11 protein-coding genes and 1 tRNA gene are annotated in these 14,580 nt (G+C 61.9%); 7 read left to right on the top strand and 5 right to left on the bottom strand.

Annotation, left to right across the window (positions count from 1 at the left end; genetic code table 11):
- Positions 1 to 621 precede the first annotated feature (621 nt).
- Positions 622 to 3,495, bottom strand: coding sequence for a class I SAM-dependent DNA methyltransferase (locus KYK29_RS21895; RefSeq protein ID WP_254693006.1), 2,874 nt, complete (start codon positions 3,493 to 3,495; stop codon positions 622 to 624).
- Positions 3,496 to 4,053: 558 nt separating this feature from the next.
- On the opposite strand from KYK29_RS21895, the gene KYK29_RS21890 reads away from it, so the two are divergent.
- Positions 4,054 to 4,395, top strand: a complete 342-nt coding sequence (locus KYK29_RS21890) for a hypothetical protein (protein ID WP_254693005.1) — start codon at positions 4,054 to 4,056, stop codon at positions 4,393 to 4,395.
- Between the two features lie 332 nt (positions 4,396 to 4,727).
- Here KYK29_RS21890 and KYK29_RS21885 read toward each other — a convergent pair whose 3' ends face one another.
- Positions 4,728 to 5,030 carry a DUF982 domain-containing protein gene (locus tag KYK29_RS21885; protein ID WP_254693004.1) on the bottom strand — a complete coding sequence of 101 codons (303 nt, stop codon included), beginning with the start codon at positions 5,028 to 5,030 and terminating at the stop codon, positions 4,728 to 4,730.
- 278 nt (positions 5,031 to 5,308) lie between these two features.
- On the opposite strand from KYK29_RS21885, the gene KYK29_RS21880 reads away from it, so the two are divergent.
- On the top strand, positions 5,309 to 5,854 hold the full coding sequence (locus tag KYK29_RS21880; RefSeq protein ID WP_254693003.1) for a recombinase family protein: 546 nt from the start codon (positions 5,309 to 5,311) through the stop codon (positions 5,852 to 5,854).
- 163 nt (positions 5,855 to 6,017) lie between these two features.
- On the opposite strand, the gene KYK29_RS21875 is transcribed toward KYK29_RS21880, so the two are convergent.
- Positions 6,018 to 6,091, bottom strand: a tRNA-Gln gene (locus KYK29_RS21875).
- Positions 6,092 to 6,322: 231 nt separating this feature from the next.
- Between KYK29_RS21875 and KYK29_RS21870 the strand changes: the two genes are divergently transcribed.
- Complete coding sequence (locus KYK29_RS21870) at positions 6,323 to 7,987, top strand: Ppx/GppA phosphatase family protein (RefSeq protein ID WP_254693002.1); 1,665 nt, start codon at positions 6,323 to 6,325, stop codon at positions 7,985 to 7,987.
- Entirely contained in the window at positions 7,984 to 8,718 is a 735-nt protein-coding gene (locus tag KYK29_RS21865) for an RlmE family RNA methyltransferase (protein WP_254693001.1), read from the top strand. The genes KYK29_RS21870 and KYK29_RS21865 overlap by 4 nt, the downstream gene beginning before the upstream one ends.
- Positions 8,719 to 8,748: 30 nt before the next feature.
- Here the strand turns inward: KYK29_RS21865 and KYK29_RS21860 are convergent, their stop codons facing one another.
- On the bottom strand, positions 8,749 to 10,155 hold the full coding sequence (locus KYK29_RS21860; protein WP_254693000.1) for a DHA2 family efflux MFS transporter permease subunit: 1,407 nt from the start codon (positions 10,153 to 10,155) through the stop codon (positions 8,749 to 8,751).
- Between the two features lie 277 nt (positions 10,156 to 10,432).
- On the opposite strand from KYK29_RS21860, the gene guaB reads away from it, so the two are divergent.
- The 3 genes from guaB (at position 10,433) to KYK29_RS21845 (ending at position 13,453) form a co-directional block, all read left to right on the top strand.
- A complete protein-coding gene (guaB, locus tag KYK29_RS21855) occupies positions 10,433 to 11,929 on the top strand; it encodes an IMP dehydrogenase (protein ID WP_254692999.1) in 1,497 nt (498 codons plus the stop codon).
- Positions 11,930 to 12,064: 135 nt separating this feature from the next.
- Entirely contained in the window at positions 12,065 to 12,484 is a 420-nt protein-coding gene (locus KYK29_RS21850; RefSeq protein ID WP_254692998.1) for an MAPEG family protein, read from the top strand.
- Positions 12,485 to 12,577: 93 nt separating this feature from the next.
- Positions 12,578 to 13,453, top strand: a complete 876-nt coding sequence (locus tag KYK29_RS21845; protein WP_254692997.1) for a dienelactone hydrolase family protein — start codon at positions 12,578 to 12,580, stop codon at positions 13,451 to 13,453.
- Positions 13,454 to 13,474: 21 nt separating this feature from the next.
- Here KYK29_RS21845 and KYK29_RS21840 read toward each other — a convergent pair whose 3' ends face one another.
- Positions 13,475 to 14,374 (bottom strand): hydrogen peroxide-inducible genes activator, encoded by a 900-nt coding sequence (locus tag KYK29_RS21840; RefSeq protein WP_254692996.1) that lies wholly within the window; start codon positions 14,372 to 14,374, stop codon positions 13,475 to 13,477.
- Positions 14,375 to 14,580: the final 206 nt, after the last annotated feature.

Here is a 14,580-nt window from a genome sequence, read left to right as displayed (position 1 = left end):
CCATGCTGGACGCACCAGCCATGGCCGCATAACTTAAGCCAAACGGTCTCCGGTAAAGCCGGGGCGGTTCAAAACCCCTTAGCGGACGCATAGGACGAGCCATCCATCACCGCTGTGTTTTTGGCAATCCCTACGCGTCCCCTTGGGGGGCTTCCCCCTGCCGCCTGTCACCGTCGGCATCATCATCACCACGAGCACAACGGAGGTATTCAATGCGTGATGTTCATTATCATTCTTTCCCTTCGGTCATGGTCAAGGCAGCGGACCTGGGCCGCGACATTCGGGACGCTATGGCGGACGCTGTAGGACGCCATGTCGATTTCTTTCATGACCGATGGAAGCCAAGGGGTCTGTTCCTGCGTCTGCCGTTCACCAGTATCAGCATGTGGCTAGAATGGTCGCCAGTCTCGGTCGGATGGGGATATGCAGCCAATCCCCCAAGGGACCGGGAGGTTTATCTTGGGCATGTCAGAGGCTTGTTTTCGGTCGGGTAGATAGATGGTTTCCCGGCAATAGGTTTTTTCGTGCTGCGGTGATAACCGTAGAAAGGTGTTAACGGTGGTGGGTAGTTTATCCCTCGCCTTGTCACGATCACGCTTCCACGATCGCCCCCGCAGCTTGCTATGACTGTTTTGCAGCTCGCTCTTGGTTCAGCTCGAACAGGCGCGCCAAGATTTCGTCATCTGATAGATCGGCAGGCCAGCCATAGGCCGCCGCTACGGCCTCATCCAGCGCCTTGTGGGCGTGCTGTAGCCATGCGGGACGTTCGTTGTAGAGATTCGTCAGGGTACGCTTCTTGAGCTTCTGTGCGGCTTCCTCGTTGATCGGCAGGATACGGTCAGGGTAGCCGGGGACCACCTCGGGTTCACGCCGGACAAGATCGGGCGGGTTCAGCCAGTTTTCCCGAAGCTCGTTGAGACGCGCCGCTGCCGTGGCAATGGTGATGGCGTGAGGGTTTTCGGCATAGTCCGCAGCCGGGATGTCCGGGGTCAGTCCTTCAGGAAACGGGAAGGTTTCGAAGGTCGTCGTGGGTGTGTAGCGCGGGCGGTCTTCCAACGATGTCCCCATCCGCAGCGACCAAAGCTCATGGAACCGGGAATGGAGAATGCCGAAACGGGTGTCATCGTCATGGGCAATCGCAACCGCTCCATCGTCCAATGATATGTTTGTTTGGAGCCAGACAAAGACGCGGTGTTTGGAGACGCGTGGTGTTGCGATGTACCGCTGAAATTTAGTGATCGCCTCGCGAAGGCCGGGAGCGGTTTCAGCATGAAGCCAATAGGCTGAACGCCGCCGCTCGCGCTTGTTCAAATCCCGCATCGGTTTCACATGTTTTACTACGTAGGTAAACGGTAATTCGTAGAGGGCAGCATCGGCTTCAGAGATACCGTGTCCGAAATCGATGACCCACCTATCGCTGGCCCGCCTAGCCACATCACCCCCAGTCGCTCTAAGGAAAACGACATCCCGATTTGACCGACCGTTTGGATTGATGGGTGCTAAGAGAATCTCTCTTGCTACTTCTCCTTCCACATCAAAAGGCCCGCCCTTCTTCGTTCCAAGAAAGGCGACTTGGGCATTCTCTCGCAATCTTGCGGCCTCGGTGAGGTCTGCACCTACAACAGACGCGGTAAGGTCTGAAAATATTGATGCAACCGGCTTGTTGTCCAGCCGGGCGGGTAAAACACTGCCGGAGAAACAAACCAATGAAACGCGAACCGCCGCACCTTCAACGGTCCATGCTTCATCTGACCATGCTGCATATATGGAGCCGGAGGAAACGATCTTGCGAAGCGTTTGTCGATTTGCTCCGCCTCGCATGGAATTGGTACCGACAAGGCCCGCACGATTGACGTGCCCAGCGGTTACCATCTTCCAAGCCTTCTCGAACCAGTAGGCTACTAAGTCGGTGTTTCCAGGAAGGAGATAGCCGAAAAGGGAGCGAAGGCGATCTACGTAGTCTCGACCTAGCTCGTCCCATTGCTTATGTGTTCCAAGGAATGGCGGATTGCCGATGATGGCGTCCGCCTTGGGCCATTCGGCCTCAACCCAGCGTCCGTCTTCCTCACCCGCTCCCGGTTCCCATGTCATCAGGGCGTCACGGCATTCGATGGTCTCCAGCGGTTTCAGGATAGGGTTTTGGCTGGCTCCGAAGCCGTTGCCGATCATCCACTGAATTTCGCCTATCCAGACCGACACGCGGGCGAGTTCGGCAGCGTAGGGGTTGATCTCGATACCCTTGACCACCTCCGGGCCAATCCTCGGGAACCCCCGTGGCAGCCCTAATGCCTCCGCTTCGACCTGCGCCAGGTGCTCCAAATCCTTGAGAGCCAGCAAAGCAAGATACAGGAAGTTGCCGGAACCGCAGGCAGGGTCGAGAACTCGATAGTCGGCAAGGCGCTGAAGGTGATCGTCAAGTACGGTCTGCGCCTGATTAATGGCGCGTGTTCGTGTTCCCCCTTTGGCGGCTGCGGCCTTTTCAATAAGATCGGATATTTCCGCCTTGGCCTTCTCCCATTCCGCCGTCAGCGGTTCTACGATGACCGGGTTGATGATCATCATGATCTTCTCGCGGTCGGTGTAGTGTGCGCCAAGCTGGCTGCGTTTGTCGGGGTCGAGGCCACGCTCGAACAGGGTGCCGAGAATAGAGGGGTCTATGTCTCCCCAATATTGCTTGGCCGCGCGGTGGACGATGCTGATTTCATCTTTGCTCAGCGAGAAAACGAGGTCGTCGTTGAAAAGCCCGCCGTTGAACCATTCGACCTTTTCGAAGCCGACACGTCCGCCTGACTTCATGGCAGTGAAGAGGTCACGGGCGAAGCTCTCGAACTCAGATGGATCTTCGAGTGCCCGTTCCAGCATCCGAGTGAACATATTGTCGGGCAGCAACTTCACGTCTTCCGCGAACATGCAGAAGACCAGCCGATTGATGAAATGAGCAACCTGTTCGGCATCGTGACCGCGTTGCCGTAACAGGCGGGCAAGCTCGGCAAACTCGCCGGCAACCTCTTCGGTCAGTTGCTGGCGGGTCTTGGATGGTCGCAACGCCTCCGGGTCAGACAGTGCCGCCTTCAACCATCCCCGTTTCTCGGGGTCGCCAAGATCAGCAATGGCAATCTCATAGACCTTGGAGACGGAGTTGGTCCAGTTGGTGTGAATGCGGATGGTCGTTCCGATGTCGGAGACGATCAACAAAGGCGGATTATCTAGAGCGATGGCGTAGCGTTGAAGTTGCGCAAAGGCCGTGTCTAGGTTCGCCTTGGTGCCCTTGTACTCCCAACCAAAGTGTCCGCGTTTGAACACATCTGCGAAACCGTTGCCGCCCGTGGTCTTAGATGCGCCAACCTCGAAACCGTAATCTTTACCGGTCGGGTCAACATCGGCTGGGGTCGGTTCGCCCAGCATCCGGCATAGATCAAGGAAATGCTCTTGTGCCGCAGCACGTTCTTTGAGTGCTGAGTTAAGCCATTTGGAAATAAACTGTTGTGGCGTCATGTATTGTCAGCGCCCCCCTCGGGCAAAAACTTGCGGGCACCATATGCCGATCGGTTGATTCGCGACAAGGACAGTAGGGGGCCAGACCAAACCGGTCTCAACGGTTTACGTCTGTTTTCTTCGCTGCGGTAGAGACCGTAGAGCGTCAATCGCCCGTCTCTAGGTGGTTCCTCCCTGTTTATACCCGTTCGCTCCTACGGTCCCTACGGGTGCGAAAAGATCGAAGCTCAATTACCCCACACAATAGGAGGGAGGCCCCCCTAGGTTTGCATATAGCTTATCTCCATAGGTTAGCTTTAGGTTTCCCTTATGGAAACCAATAGCTGCGTCCTAGGCCATTCCCTTCATCATCATCTTCCATCAATACTTTCTGTAAGGCTTAAACCGAAGCCTTCTTCCAAGCTCTGACCAAGGGGCTTGCAAGGATGATGATCGCTGTTCTCGTCCGAAGACTAACCGTTCCGGTTTCTGGTCCTCATTCTTCAAAACATCCCAGCCGCTTTGCCTCGGGCCTCTGGCCCATGGTCATCGGCATGCAACAACTGCAAGGAACCCTTCATGCTGGTCATCAACATTACGAACAACGATAGAGGCCGCAGCTTCACCGCCACCTGCGATGGCATCATCAGCACCTATTCCCGTAAAGACCCGATACCCCCGTTGTGCCGGAGGCTGATAGATCGTGGTCATTCTCCCGAGACGATGGTCATGGTGGTTCGTGGAACAACCCCGATCTTCAAACCCCGGTCGCTTGGCGCATGGGCGGCCTATGATATCGTAGATGACGATAATCGTGGCCTTATCCGAAGGCGCTACAGACCCTTGCCTGACTTCTCGGGCGATCTTGACACGGCAAGGAAGGCCAATGCGCAGCCATGCCTTTGCAAGGAAGCCGCCTGAACATACCCACAGGGTCACGGTGTTAAAGCCGTGGCTCTGTTTTTTGGTGAATACGATCATCAGGCACAGCAGTCGGGGCAATAGCCAGCCACATGACCATTCTTTTCGCTGCGGTGGTGGTCTTGAGGGCGCTCCTTGCAGCTTGCCGAAGGTTTTCCCTTGGGAACAACCTGACGCCGCTCTACGGTCGCCACGGGTGCGGGAAATGGGCATCCCGTGGGAGATGGAGAGAGCCGGTTTGTTTTGGGGCGAAAATTCGAGCCGGTAATCCAATTATAAGGCAATGGCCATTCCCCCCCTAGGCCCGTCATTTTCTGGCGTTTCGGCGGAACCTAGGTAGTCGCATCACCGCCTTGACCGGACTTTCCAATCATCCAAGGCATGGGCTCCCTTATGTCTTCGAATATCTTGGCTGACTTGGCGAACCCGACAAATGCATCTCGTGCACCAGACAGTGGGAAGTTCCCCTCAAATGCCCTTTGACAGGCTCTAACGGCTGTCTGGTGAATTGAACCACGCCTTTTCATCGGCCAGTCATAGAGAAATTCCAGTGCGTCTTCGAGACAGGCAATTTCCTCAATGAGACCTTCGGCCACTCTAACGAACACAGGGCTTTCGAACATTTTCTCGCTCATCGAAATCTCCAATATTCCGAACGAGTTCAACAATGTGAGGTTTGACCGCTCCAGCTTCTGGCTGCGGTCTGCGAGATATATGTGAGCCCATTTTGCACAATCAAGATCGAGGCAGGAGCGGCGGTATAATCTCGCCGCGAGGTGCATTATGTCCGAGAAGGTATACCCACACGCGACAAAGGCGACGAGCTGCTTTCTGTCCGATATGGATTGACAGGCGATTTATCGGACGATATTCCGATTATGTCTTTAACCTTATCGGACAACGGGAGCTATCCATGAAAATCGCCTATGCTCGTGTTTCCTCCACCGGCCAGAACGAAGCCGCCCAAGTGGACATTCTCAACCGTCAGGGAGCGGAAGAGATATTTATAGAGAAGGCCAGCGGCACGTCACGCAATGGCCGCCCCAAACTGGCCGAAGCCATCAAGTTTGCCCGCAAGGGAGACTTGTTAATGGTGACGCGGCTGGACCGGCTGGCGCGTTCCGTGTCGGACCTCCACGCCATCGCGAAGGAATTGCAGGCCAAGGGCGTTGACCTCGTGGTCACGGAACAGAACATCGACACCACGACCCCTACGGGGCGGCTGATGTTCAACATGCTCGGAGCCATTGCCGAGTTTGAGACTGACCTTCGGAAAGAGCGGCAGCTTGAAGGGATTGCCAAGGCGAAAGCCGAGGGGCGCTATAAGGGCCGACCCGTGACGGTCGATGGTGACGCCATACGGGCAGCTTTGGCCGCAGGGGATAAACCTTCGGCAGTAGCCAAGCGGTTCAACGTGGCGCGGTCTACGGTCTACCGAGTGATGGCCGAGGCCGCTTGAGGGTAGCCCTGCACTTGTTTTGGTTTTCCTGTGAGGCGGGGCGTCTATTGGTTTTCCACAGGCTCCGGTGAGGTACCTGGAGAGGTGCGTACAGAGGTACGCAACGGAAAAATCAAACCACTAAGTGATTGAAAAATATAAGAAAATATCGCCGAAAAAGGCTTGGCTGGGGAACCTGGATTCGAACCAGGACTAACGGAGTCAGAGTCCGTGGGTCTACCGTTAACCTATTCCCCACCGGTGCGGGCGCTTGGCCGCTGCCTGTGAGGCGGGCTTATAACCAAAAGACCGGCGGATGCAAATGGTTTTTCACCAAAATGCGAGAAAGACTTCTGGAAAAGGCCTTGTCGGGGGGCATGCAAAAAGAATTTGGCGAAAGGGCGCGCCGCTGGTAATATCGCGCCAACGAAAATCGAGAGAGCGCCTGCTGCGGCGGACAAGGCTTTGCGCGGCGCCTAAGGCAGTAATGTGAACGACCCCGACCGCGGCCCAAGGCCGCCCGTTTCCGGGGCGCAAGATGCGGGCAACGGGGCGCGGCCGAAGCGGGCGCGTCGCCGCAAGGGAAAGCAGAAGGCCGTCAGTGCCGCGTCTGCCGTTTCCGCTCCCGCAGGCCCGCCCGCCGGCCCGTCCGGCGCGGTGGAGCGCCCTTCCCAGCAACATCCCGGCGAAGCCGTGCGCAAGAACCGGCGTCGCCGGCGCGGCAAGAGCGTCGCTTGCGACAACGTGCGGCCGCTTGCGCCCGTCGGGCAGCGCGATGCCGCTTCCGCCGGACAGCCTCCTGCCGAAGGCGGCAAGGGCCGCCGCAAGAACCGCGCTCGCCGCTCGTCCCCTACAGCTTCACCGCCGCCATCCCTTTCATCGACGGGCACACCCGCCGACAGGCCGCAAACACCCGCTCCGGCGGGGACGGCTCTCCGGCGTGAGGCTCCGGCTGCGCATCGTCCGGCCGAGCGGGGCGGCCATGAGGCTCCGGCCGCGCATCGGCCGGCCGAGCGGAACGGCCATCAGGCTCCGGCCGTGCATCGGCCGGCCGAACGAAACGGCCATCAGGCTCCGGCCGTGCATCGGCCGGCCGAACGAAACGGCCATGAGATGCCGCTTTACGCCGCGCTGGACCTCGGCACCAACAATTGCCGCCTGCTGATCGCGCAACCGACTCGGCCGGGCCAGTTCCGTGTCGTCGACGGATTTTCGCGTATCGTGCGGCTCGGCGAGGGGCTGGCCGCCAACGGGCGCCTGTCCGAGGAGGCGATGGACCGTTCGGTCGAGGCGCTGAGGATCTGTGCGACGAAGCTGCGGAACCGCAATATCCGCCGCAGCCGGCTGATCGCCACCGAGGCCTGCCGCGCGGCCGCCAACGGCGAGCGCTTTCTTGCCCGGGTGCGGGCGGAAACGGGCATGGAACTGGAGATCATCAACCGCGAGACCGAGGCTCGGCTTGCCGTATCCGGCTGCTCGTCGCTGGTCGGCCGCGAGGCGAAATCCGTCGTGCTGTTCGATATCGGCGGCGGCTCGTCCGAGATCGCGGTCATCCGCATCGGCGACAACCGGTCCACGCGTCTGGCCAACCACATCACCCATTGGGCGTCATTGCCGGTCGGCGTGGTGACGCTGTCCGAGCGCCATGGCGGCCGCGACGTGACGCCGGAAAGCTTCGCGCGGATGGTGGCCGAGGTGGAGGCGCTGCTGGCGGATTTCGATTGCCCGAGCGATACCGTCTGGGCGACGCCGGACGATTTCCATCTCATCGGCACCTCCGGCACGGTGACGACGCTGGCCGGGGTGCATCTCGACCTGCCGCGCTACGATCGCCGCCAGGTCGACGGGGTCTGGCTTTCCGACGAGGAGGTCACGGCCATGCAGGCGCGGCTTCTGTCGTGGGATTTCTCCGCCCGTGCGGCCAATCCCTGCATCGGCCCGGACCGGGCGGACCTGGTGCTGGCCGGCTGCGCGATCCTTGAAGCCATCCGCAACCGCTGGCCGTCGCGGCGCATGCGGGTCGCCGACCGCGGCTTGCGCGAGGGGCTGCTCACCGACATGATGGCCGACGATGGCGTCTGGCGGCGCGGCCGGCATCGCCGTGGTCATCGCGGGCCGCGCAATTCCGCAAGGCCGGAAGGATCGTCCTCATGACCAAGCCCCCCGCCGGCGGCAACCGCACCGGCCGCAAGATCGGCCAGAAGGTGAAGAAGGGCAAGCTCAAGGCCTCTTCGCGCCGCTGGATCGAGCGTCATATCAACGATCCCTATGTGCAGCGCGCGCGGCTTGAGGGCTATCGCGCCCGCGCGGTCTTCAAGCTTCTGGAAATCGACGAGAAGCACGCCATCCTCGCCGGCGCGAAGCGCATCATCGATCTTGGCGCCGCACCGGGAAGCTGGTCGCAGATCGCCGCCAGGGTGACGGGGTCCACGGACGCCGATCCACGCGTCGCGGCGATCGATTTCCTGGAAATGGACCCGCTGCCGGGGGTGCGCATCTTCCAGATGGATTTCCTCGAGCCCGACGCACCGCGACAGTTGATCGAAGCGGTCGGCGGCACGCCGGATCTGGTGATGTCCGACATGGCCGCGCCGACCACGGGCCACCGCCAGACGGATCATCTGCGCACGATGCATCTGTGCGAGGTCGCCGCGCATTTCGCCGTCGAGGTGCTGGGCGAGGGCGGGCACTTCCTGGCGAAGACCTTTCAGGGCGGCACCGAGCACGGCCTGCTCACCATGCTGAAGCAGAATTTCCGGCAGGTCATCCATGTGAAGCCCGCCGCCTCGCGTGCCGAATCGGTGGAGATGTTCCTGCTCGCCAAGGGCTTCAAGGGACGCCGGCCGGAGCATGCCGCGGCGTCGGATGGCAACGCAGACGCCTGACGGCGCTTCCCCTCGCGGCGCCGGCCGGCTTCATTCACCCGGCGTCTTGCTGTCCGCCGTCCTCATCCGGTGGCCGGATACGGCCGCGCCCGTGTTCCTGTCCATGGCGAGGAAGGGGACGACGGCGGTGAGCGTCAGGGCGGCGATGATCATGAAGGCGATCTGGAAGTCGGAAAGCTCCAGCGGCGAGCCGGTCAGCGTCGTTTCGATTTCCAGGATGGAGCCGGCGATCGCGACGCCGAGCGCGAGGCTGATCTGTTGCAGAACGGCGCTCATGGAGGTCGCCTTGCTGGCGTCCCGGTCGGGGATATCGGCAAACGAGAGCGCATTCACGCTGGTGAAGAAGAAGGAGCGTGCGAAGCCCGCGATCAGAAGCACTGTGGCCATCAAGGCGAAGGGGGTCGCCGGCGTGAAGAGGCCGTTGACGAAGGTCAGGGCGGCGCCGCTGAGGCAGGCGACGAGCAGGGTGGTGCGGAAGCCGGCAAGAACCAGGACGCGCCTGGCGACGAATTTCGTGATGATCGCCCCGATCGCGCCGGTGAAGGTCACGAGACCGGACTGGAACGGCGAGAGACCGAAACCCACCTGAAGCATCAGCGGCATCAGGAAGGGCACCGCGCCGACGGAAATGCGAAAGAGCGTGCCGCCGATGGCGGCCGTGCGGAAGGCGCTGTCGCGGAAGATCGCAAGATCGAGCAGGGGGGCCGGATGACGGCCCGCATGGCGGATATAGAGGAGGCCGCAGCCGACGCCCGCCACCGTCGTCATGAAGCCTATCCAGGGCGGCAGGGCGGGCAGGCTCATCACCGAGAGCCCGAACATCGTGCCCGAGGCGGCGACGGCGCTGAGCACGAAGCCTGTCCGGTCGAATGGCGGCGGCCGGTCGGCGCTGAGATCCGGCAGGTAGACGCCGGAAAGGATATAGCCCGCAAGCCCCACCGGCACATTGATCAGGAAGATCCAGTGCCACGAGAAATAGGTCGTGATGAAGCCGCCGAGCGGCGGGCCGGCGAGCGGCCCGACGAGCGCCGGTATGGTGAGCAGCGCCATGGCCGAGACGAGATCGCTGCGCGCCGTGCTGCGCACCAGCACCAGCCGGGCGACCGGGGTCATCATCGCCCCTCCCATGCCCTGGAAGAAGCGCGAGACGACGAAGGCGACGAGGCTTTCCGACGCCGCGCACAAGAGGGACCCGGCGATGAAGACGAGGATCGCCAGCCGGAACACCCGCTTTGCGCCGAACCGGTCGGCCATCCAGCCGCTCAGCGGGATGAAGGTGGCGAGCGCGATCATATAGGACATCAGCGCCAGCTTGAGCGTGATCGGCCCGACGCCGAGATCGGCGGCGATGGCCGGCAGCGACGTGGCGATCACGGTCGAATCCATCTGCTCCATGAAGAGCGCGACGGCAAGGATGAGGGGGACGATACGCGCCATCGGCAACCGTGAAAGCGAGTGATCAACAAGCCGACGCTTTCTGCGCCTGTCGTCGTCTTCTGTCAAACCGCATGCCGTCTGGCATGGCGAATTGACCGTCCGGGGCCGATCGCAAGTGCGGCGGGAAGGGGATTGGCGGTATTTTCTATTTCCATTCCGTCATGAACGTGTTACCTGCCCTCGCCAACTTCCAAGAATTTCTTGCAAGCGACCGAGGCGGACATACTCCCGTGTTCCTCCTTGGCCAGCCTGTTTTTACACTGAAGGAACTTGGCCCATGGCGCGCATCATCGAAACGGCAACCGGACTCGAAGCTCTCACCTTCGACGACGTCCTCCTGCAACCCGGTCATTCCGAGGTCATGCCCGGCCAGACGAATATCGCAACGCGCATCGCGCCGGATTTCGAGCTGAACCTGCCCATTCTCTCCTCCGCGATGGATACGGTGACGGAAAGCCGTCTCGCCATCGCCATGGCGCAGGCCGGCGGGCTCGGCGTCATTCACCGGAACCTGACGCCGGTCGAACAGGCCGAGGAGGTCCGGCAGGTCAAGAAATTCGAAAGCGGCATGGTCATCAACCCGGTGACGATCGGCCCCGATGCGACGCTCGCCGAGGCGCTGGCGCTGATGAAGGCGCATGGTATCTCCGGCATTCCGGTGGTCGAGAACGGCGGCGCCAGCAAGGCCGGTCGCCTGGTCGGAATCCTGACCAACCGTGACGTGCGCTTCGCCTCCGATCCCGCCCAGAAAATCTATGAACTGATGACGCGGGAGAATCTCGTCACGGTGAAGGAGAATGTCGACCAGCAGGAGGCCAAGCGCCTGCTGCACCGCCATCGCATCGAAAAGCTGCTGGTTGTCGATGGCGACGGCCGTTGCGTCGGCCTCATCACGGTCAAGGATATGGAGAAGTCGCAGCTCAACCCCAACGCTTCGAAGGATGCGCAGGGCCGGCTGCGGGCCGCTGCCGCCATCTCGGTCGGCGCAGACGGTTTCGAGCGGGCTGAGCGGCTGATCGACGTCGGCGTCGACCTTCTGGTGATCGATACGGCGCATGGCCATTCGCAGGCGGTTCTCGATGCCGTCACCCGCGTCAAGAAAATTTCCAGCAGCGTGCGCGTCATGGCGGGCAATGTCGCGACCGCCGGAGGCACGCAGGCGTTGATCGATGCCGGTGCCGATGCCGTCAAGGTCGGCATCGGCCCCGGTTCGATCTGCACGACCCGGATCGTGGCGGGCGTCGGCGTGCCGCAACTGGCCGCCGTCATGGGAGCGGTCAGCGCCGCGGAAAAGGCCGATATTCCGGTCATTGCCGACGGGGGCATCAAATTTTCCGGCGATCTCGCCAAGGCGATCGCCGCCGGTGCTTCGGCGGTCATGGTGGGATCGCTTCTCGCCGGCACGGACGAGACCCCCGGCGAGGTCTTCCTCTATCAGGGCCGCTCCTTCAAGGCCTATCGCGGCATGGGTTCCGTCGGCGCCATGGCGCGCGGCTCGGCAGACCGCTACTTCCAGGCGGAAGTGCGCGACACGCTGAAGCTGGTGCCGGAAGGCATCGAGGGGCAGGTACCCTACAAGGGGCCGGTCTCCGGCGTCCTGCATCAGCTTGCCGGCGGGCTCAAGGCTTCGATGGGCTATGTCGGCGGCCGCGACATCAAGGAGTTCCAGCAGCGGGCGACCTTCGTGCGCATCTCCGGCGCGGGCCTGCGCGAAAGCCACGCCCACAATGTGACGATCACCCGTGAAAGCCCGAACTATCCGGGCGTCGCCTGAGGCGGCCGAAACCCTTCACCTGGAAATGCCCGGTTCCGCCGGGCATTCTCGTTTCCGCGGCGGATACGAAAGTCCGCGCATCCTGTCCGGAATCGGTCTATGGATCGGCTCACCTGAAGCTGGAGGATCCCGGTCATGTCTCCCACGGAAGCCACGATCTGGCCGATGATCGCGCATGTCGCGCTGATCTTTTGTCTCTACGCCCTGCTGGCGCTGCGCCGGGCGGCGGCGGTGCGGGCGGGCCGTGCCGTGCCCGGACAGTTTCGCGACAATCGCGACGAGCCGGCCGAAAGCCTCTGGGTGCGCAACAGTCTCGCCAACCAGTTCGAACTGCCGGTGCTGTTCTACGCCGTCAGCATCCTTCTCTATCTCGTCGATGCCGACAATCCGGTCACCGTGGCGGGCCAGTGGCTTTTCGTGCTGTCGCGCTGCGCCCATGCCTATGTGCATGTCACCGATAACCGCCTTCGCCTTCGCCAGCCGTTGTTCCTGGCCGGGTTCATCGTGCTGGGGCTGCTGTGGGTCTGGCTGGGGGTCTGGCTCGCCTTTACCTGAAACCGCTTCTGCAAAAGCGGTAACGCACTTGTGTTTTCCGCACGCCGGGCTGCGCCCTATCCTGTTTGCGGTCAGGCAAACGGAGGATCCGTCATGGACAAGCCGCAGATCACCCAGGCGATGATAGACGCCTATGATGAATATACCCATCTGACACTCGACCGCCGCCGTTTCATGGAGCGGCTGACCGCGCTGGCGGGCTCGGGAGCGGCCGCGGCGGCCATCGCGCCGCTTCTTGCGGCCAATGCGGCAAGCGCGGAAGTGATTGCCGCCGACGACGACCGGCTGGAGGGGCGGGATGTCGTCTATGGCGGCGGCTCCGGCGAAATGAAGGGCTATCTCGTTCGTCCGAAGGATGCCGCCGGTCCGCTTGGCGGCGTGATCGTCATCCACGAGAACCGCGGTCTCAACGCCCATATCCGCGACGTGGCGCGGCGCATGGCGCTGGAGGGTTTCGTCGCGCTTGCGCCGGACTTCCTGTCGCCGGCCGGCGGCACGCCTGCGGATGAGGATCAGGCGCGCGAGATGATCGGCAAGCTCGACGCCGCTGCGACGGCGGCCGATGCGCAGGCCAGCCTGAAATTCCTTGCCGATCTGGAAGGGACGAACGGCAAGGTGGGCGCGATCGGCTTCTGCTGGGGCGGCGGCCTCGTGAACCGCCTCGCCACCCGGGCGCCCGATCTGAAGGCGGGCGTCGCCTATTACGGCGCGCAGGCTCCGGCGGAGGATGTGCCGGCCATCGAGGCGGCGCTGATGCTGCATTATGCCGGGCTCGACGACCGTATCAACGCCGGCATCGACGCCTATCGCGAGGCGCTGGAGGCCAACGGCAAGAGTGTCGAGATCCACATCTACGAGGGTGTGAACCACGCTTTCAACAACGACACGTCCGCTGCGCGCTACGACAAGGCGGCCGCCGATCTTGCCTGGGGACGGACGGTGGAGTTCCTGAAGAAACATCTCGCCTGAGACGGTTCGCCGGCCGTTTCCTCATGGCGCGGGAAGCTGGACGCAGGCGGTGATAGCCTGCGCCAGCGCCTCCATGTCGGCGGGGCGCGGCAGGCTCTTGCGCCAGGCGAGGCCGATCACCCGTGAGGGCTGCGGCTCCGTGAAGGGAACGATGCGGATGGTGTTGCGGGCCGTCTCGGTGGCAATGGCGATCTCCGGGATGAGCGTCATGCCCATGTCGTGGGAAACCATTTGCAGCAGCGTTGCCATCGAGGTTGCGCCGAAGTTGACGAGGCTGCGCCTGCCCGCCACGCCGCAGACCGCCAGCGCCTGCTCGCGCAGGCAATGGCCTTCCTCTAGCAGCAGCAGGCGCTCCAGGTCGACGTCCGATTCGGTCAGCGGCGACATCAGGACGCGGCTGTCGTTTTCGGCCATCGCCATGAAGAAACGGTCGCGGAAGAGCGGCCGCGTGGCGATGGTCTCGTCGTCGATCGGCAGCGCGGCGATCACCACGTCGAGCCGGCCCTCGGCAAGATCGGCGATCAGCCCGGCGGTCACCGTTTCCTTCAGTTCGATCTCCAGCGCCGGATAGGCCTGCCGCAGATGCGGCACGAATTGCGGCACGAGATAGGGCGCGACGGTCGGGATGATGCCGATGCGCATCAATCCTTCCAGCACGCCGTTGCCGCGGCGCGCCGTCTGTTCCAGCCGGTCGACCTCCGCCAGCACCGCCCGCACATGGGCAAGCACTTCCTCGCCCTTGCGCGTGAGCAGCACGTTGCCGCGATTGCGCTCGACGAGCTTCACGCCAAGATAGGCCTCCATCTCGATGATCTGGGTGGAAAGCGCCGGCTGGCTGACATGGACGCGGCTTGCGGCGCGGCGGAAATGGCGGTCGGTGGCGAGCGCATCGAAATAGCGCATCTGGCGAAGCGTCAGCATGATAGGAAAATCTTATCATGAGTAATCAGAAATACAATTGGAAATTATCGTGTCCGCATGCGACAAATCCTTTGTTAGAAACATTCTAGAGTAATTCCGGCAAAAGCACACAGCGGTTTTGCGCTCGGAAATGCTCCAGGGAACAGCGAAACCCGCCGGCCGATGCCGCCGTGACGGGACGATGTTCCTCGCCTTCGCCGCCGGTG

Source organism: Shinella daejeonensis, from assembly GCF_024281235.1.
GTDB lineage: Bacteria > Pseudomonadota > Alphaproteobacteria > Rhizobiales > Rhizobiaceae > Shinella > Shinella daejeonensis.
Note: the sequence above shows the minus strand (reverse complement) of the source record. Positions and strands in the feature narration are given on the sequence as shown.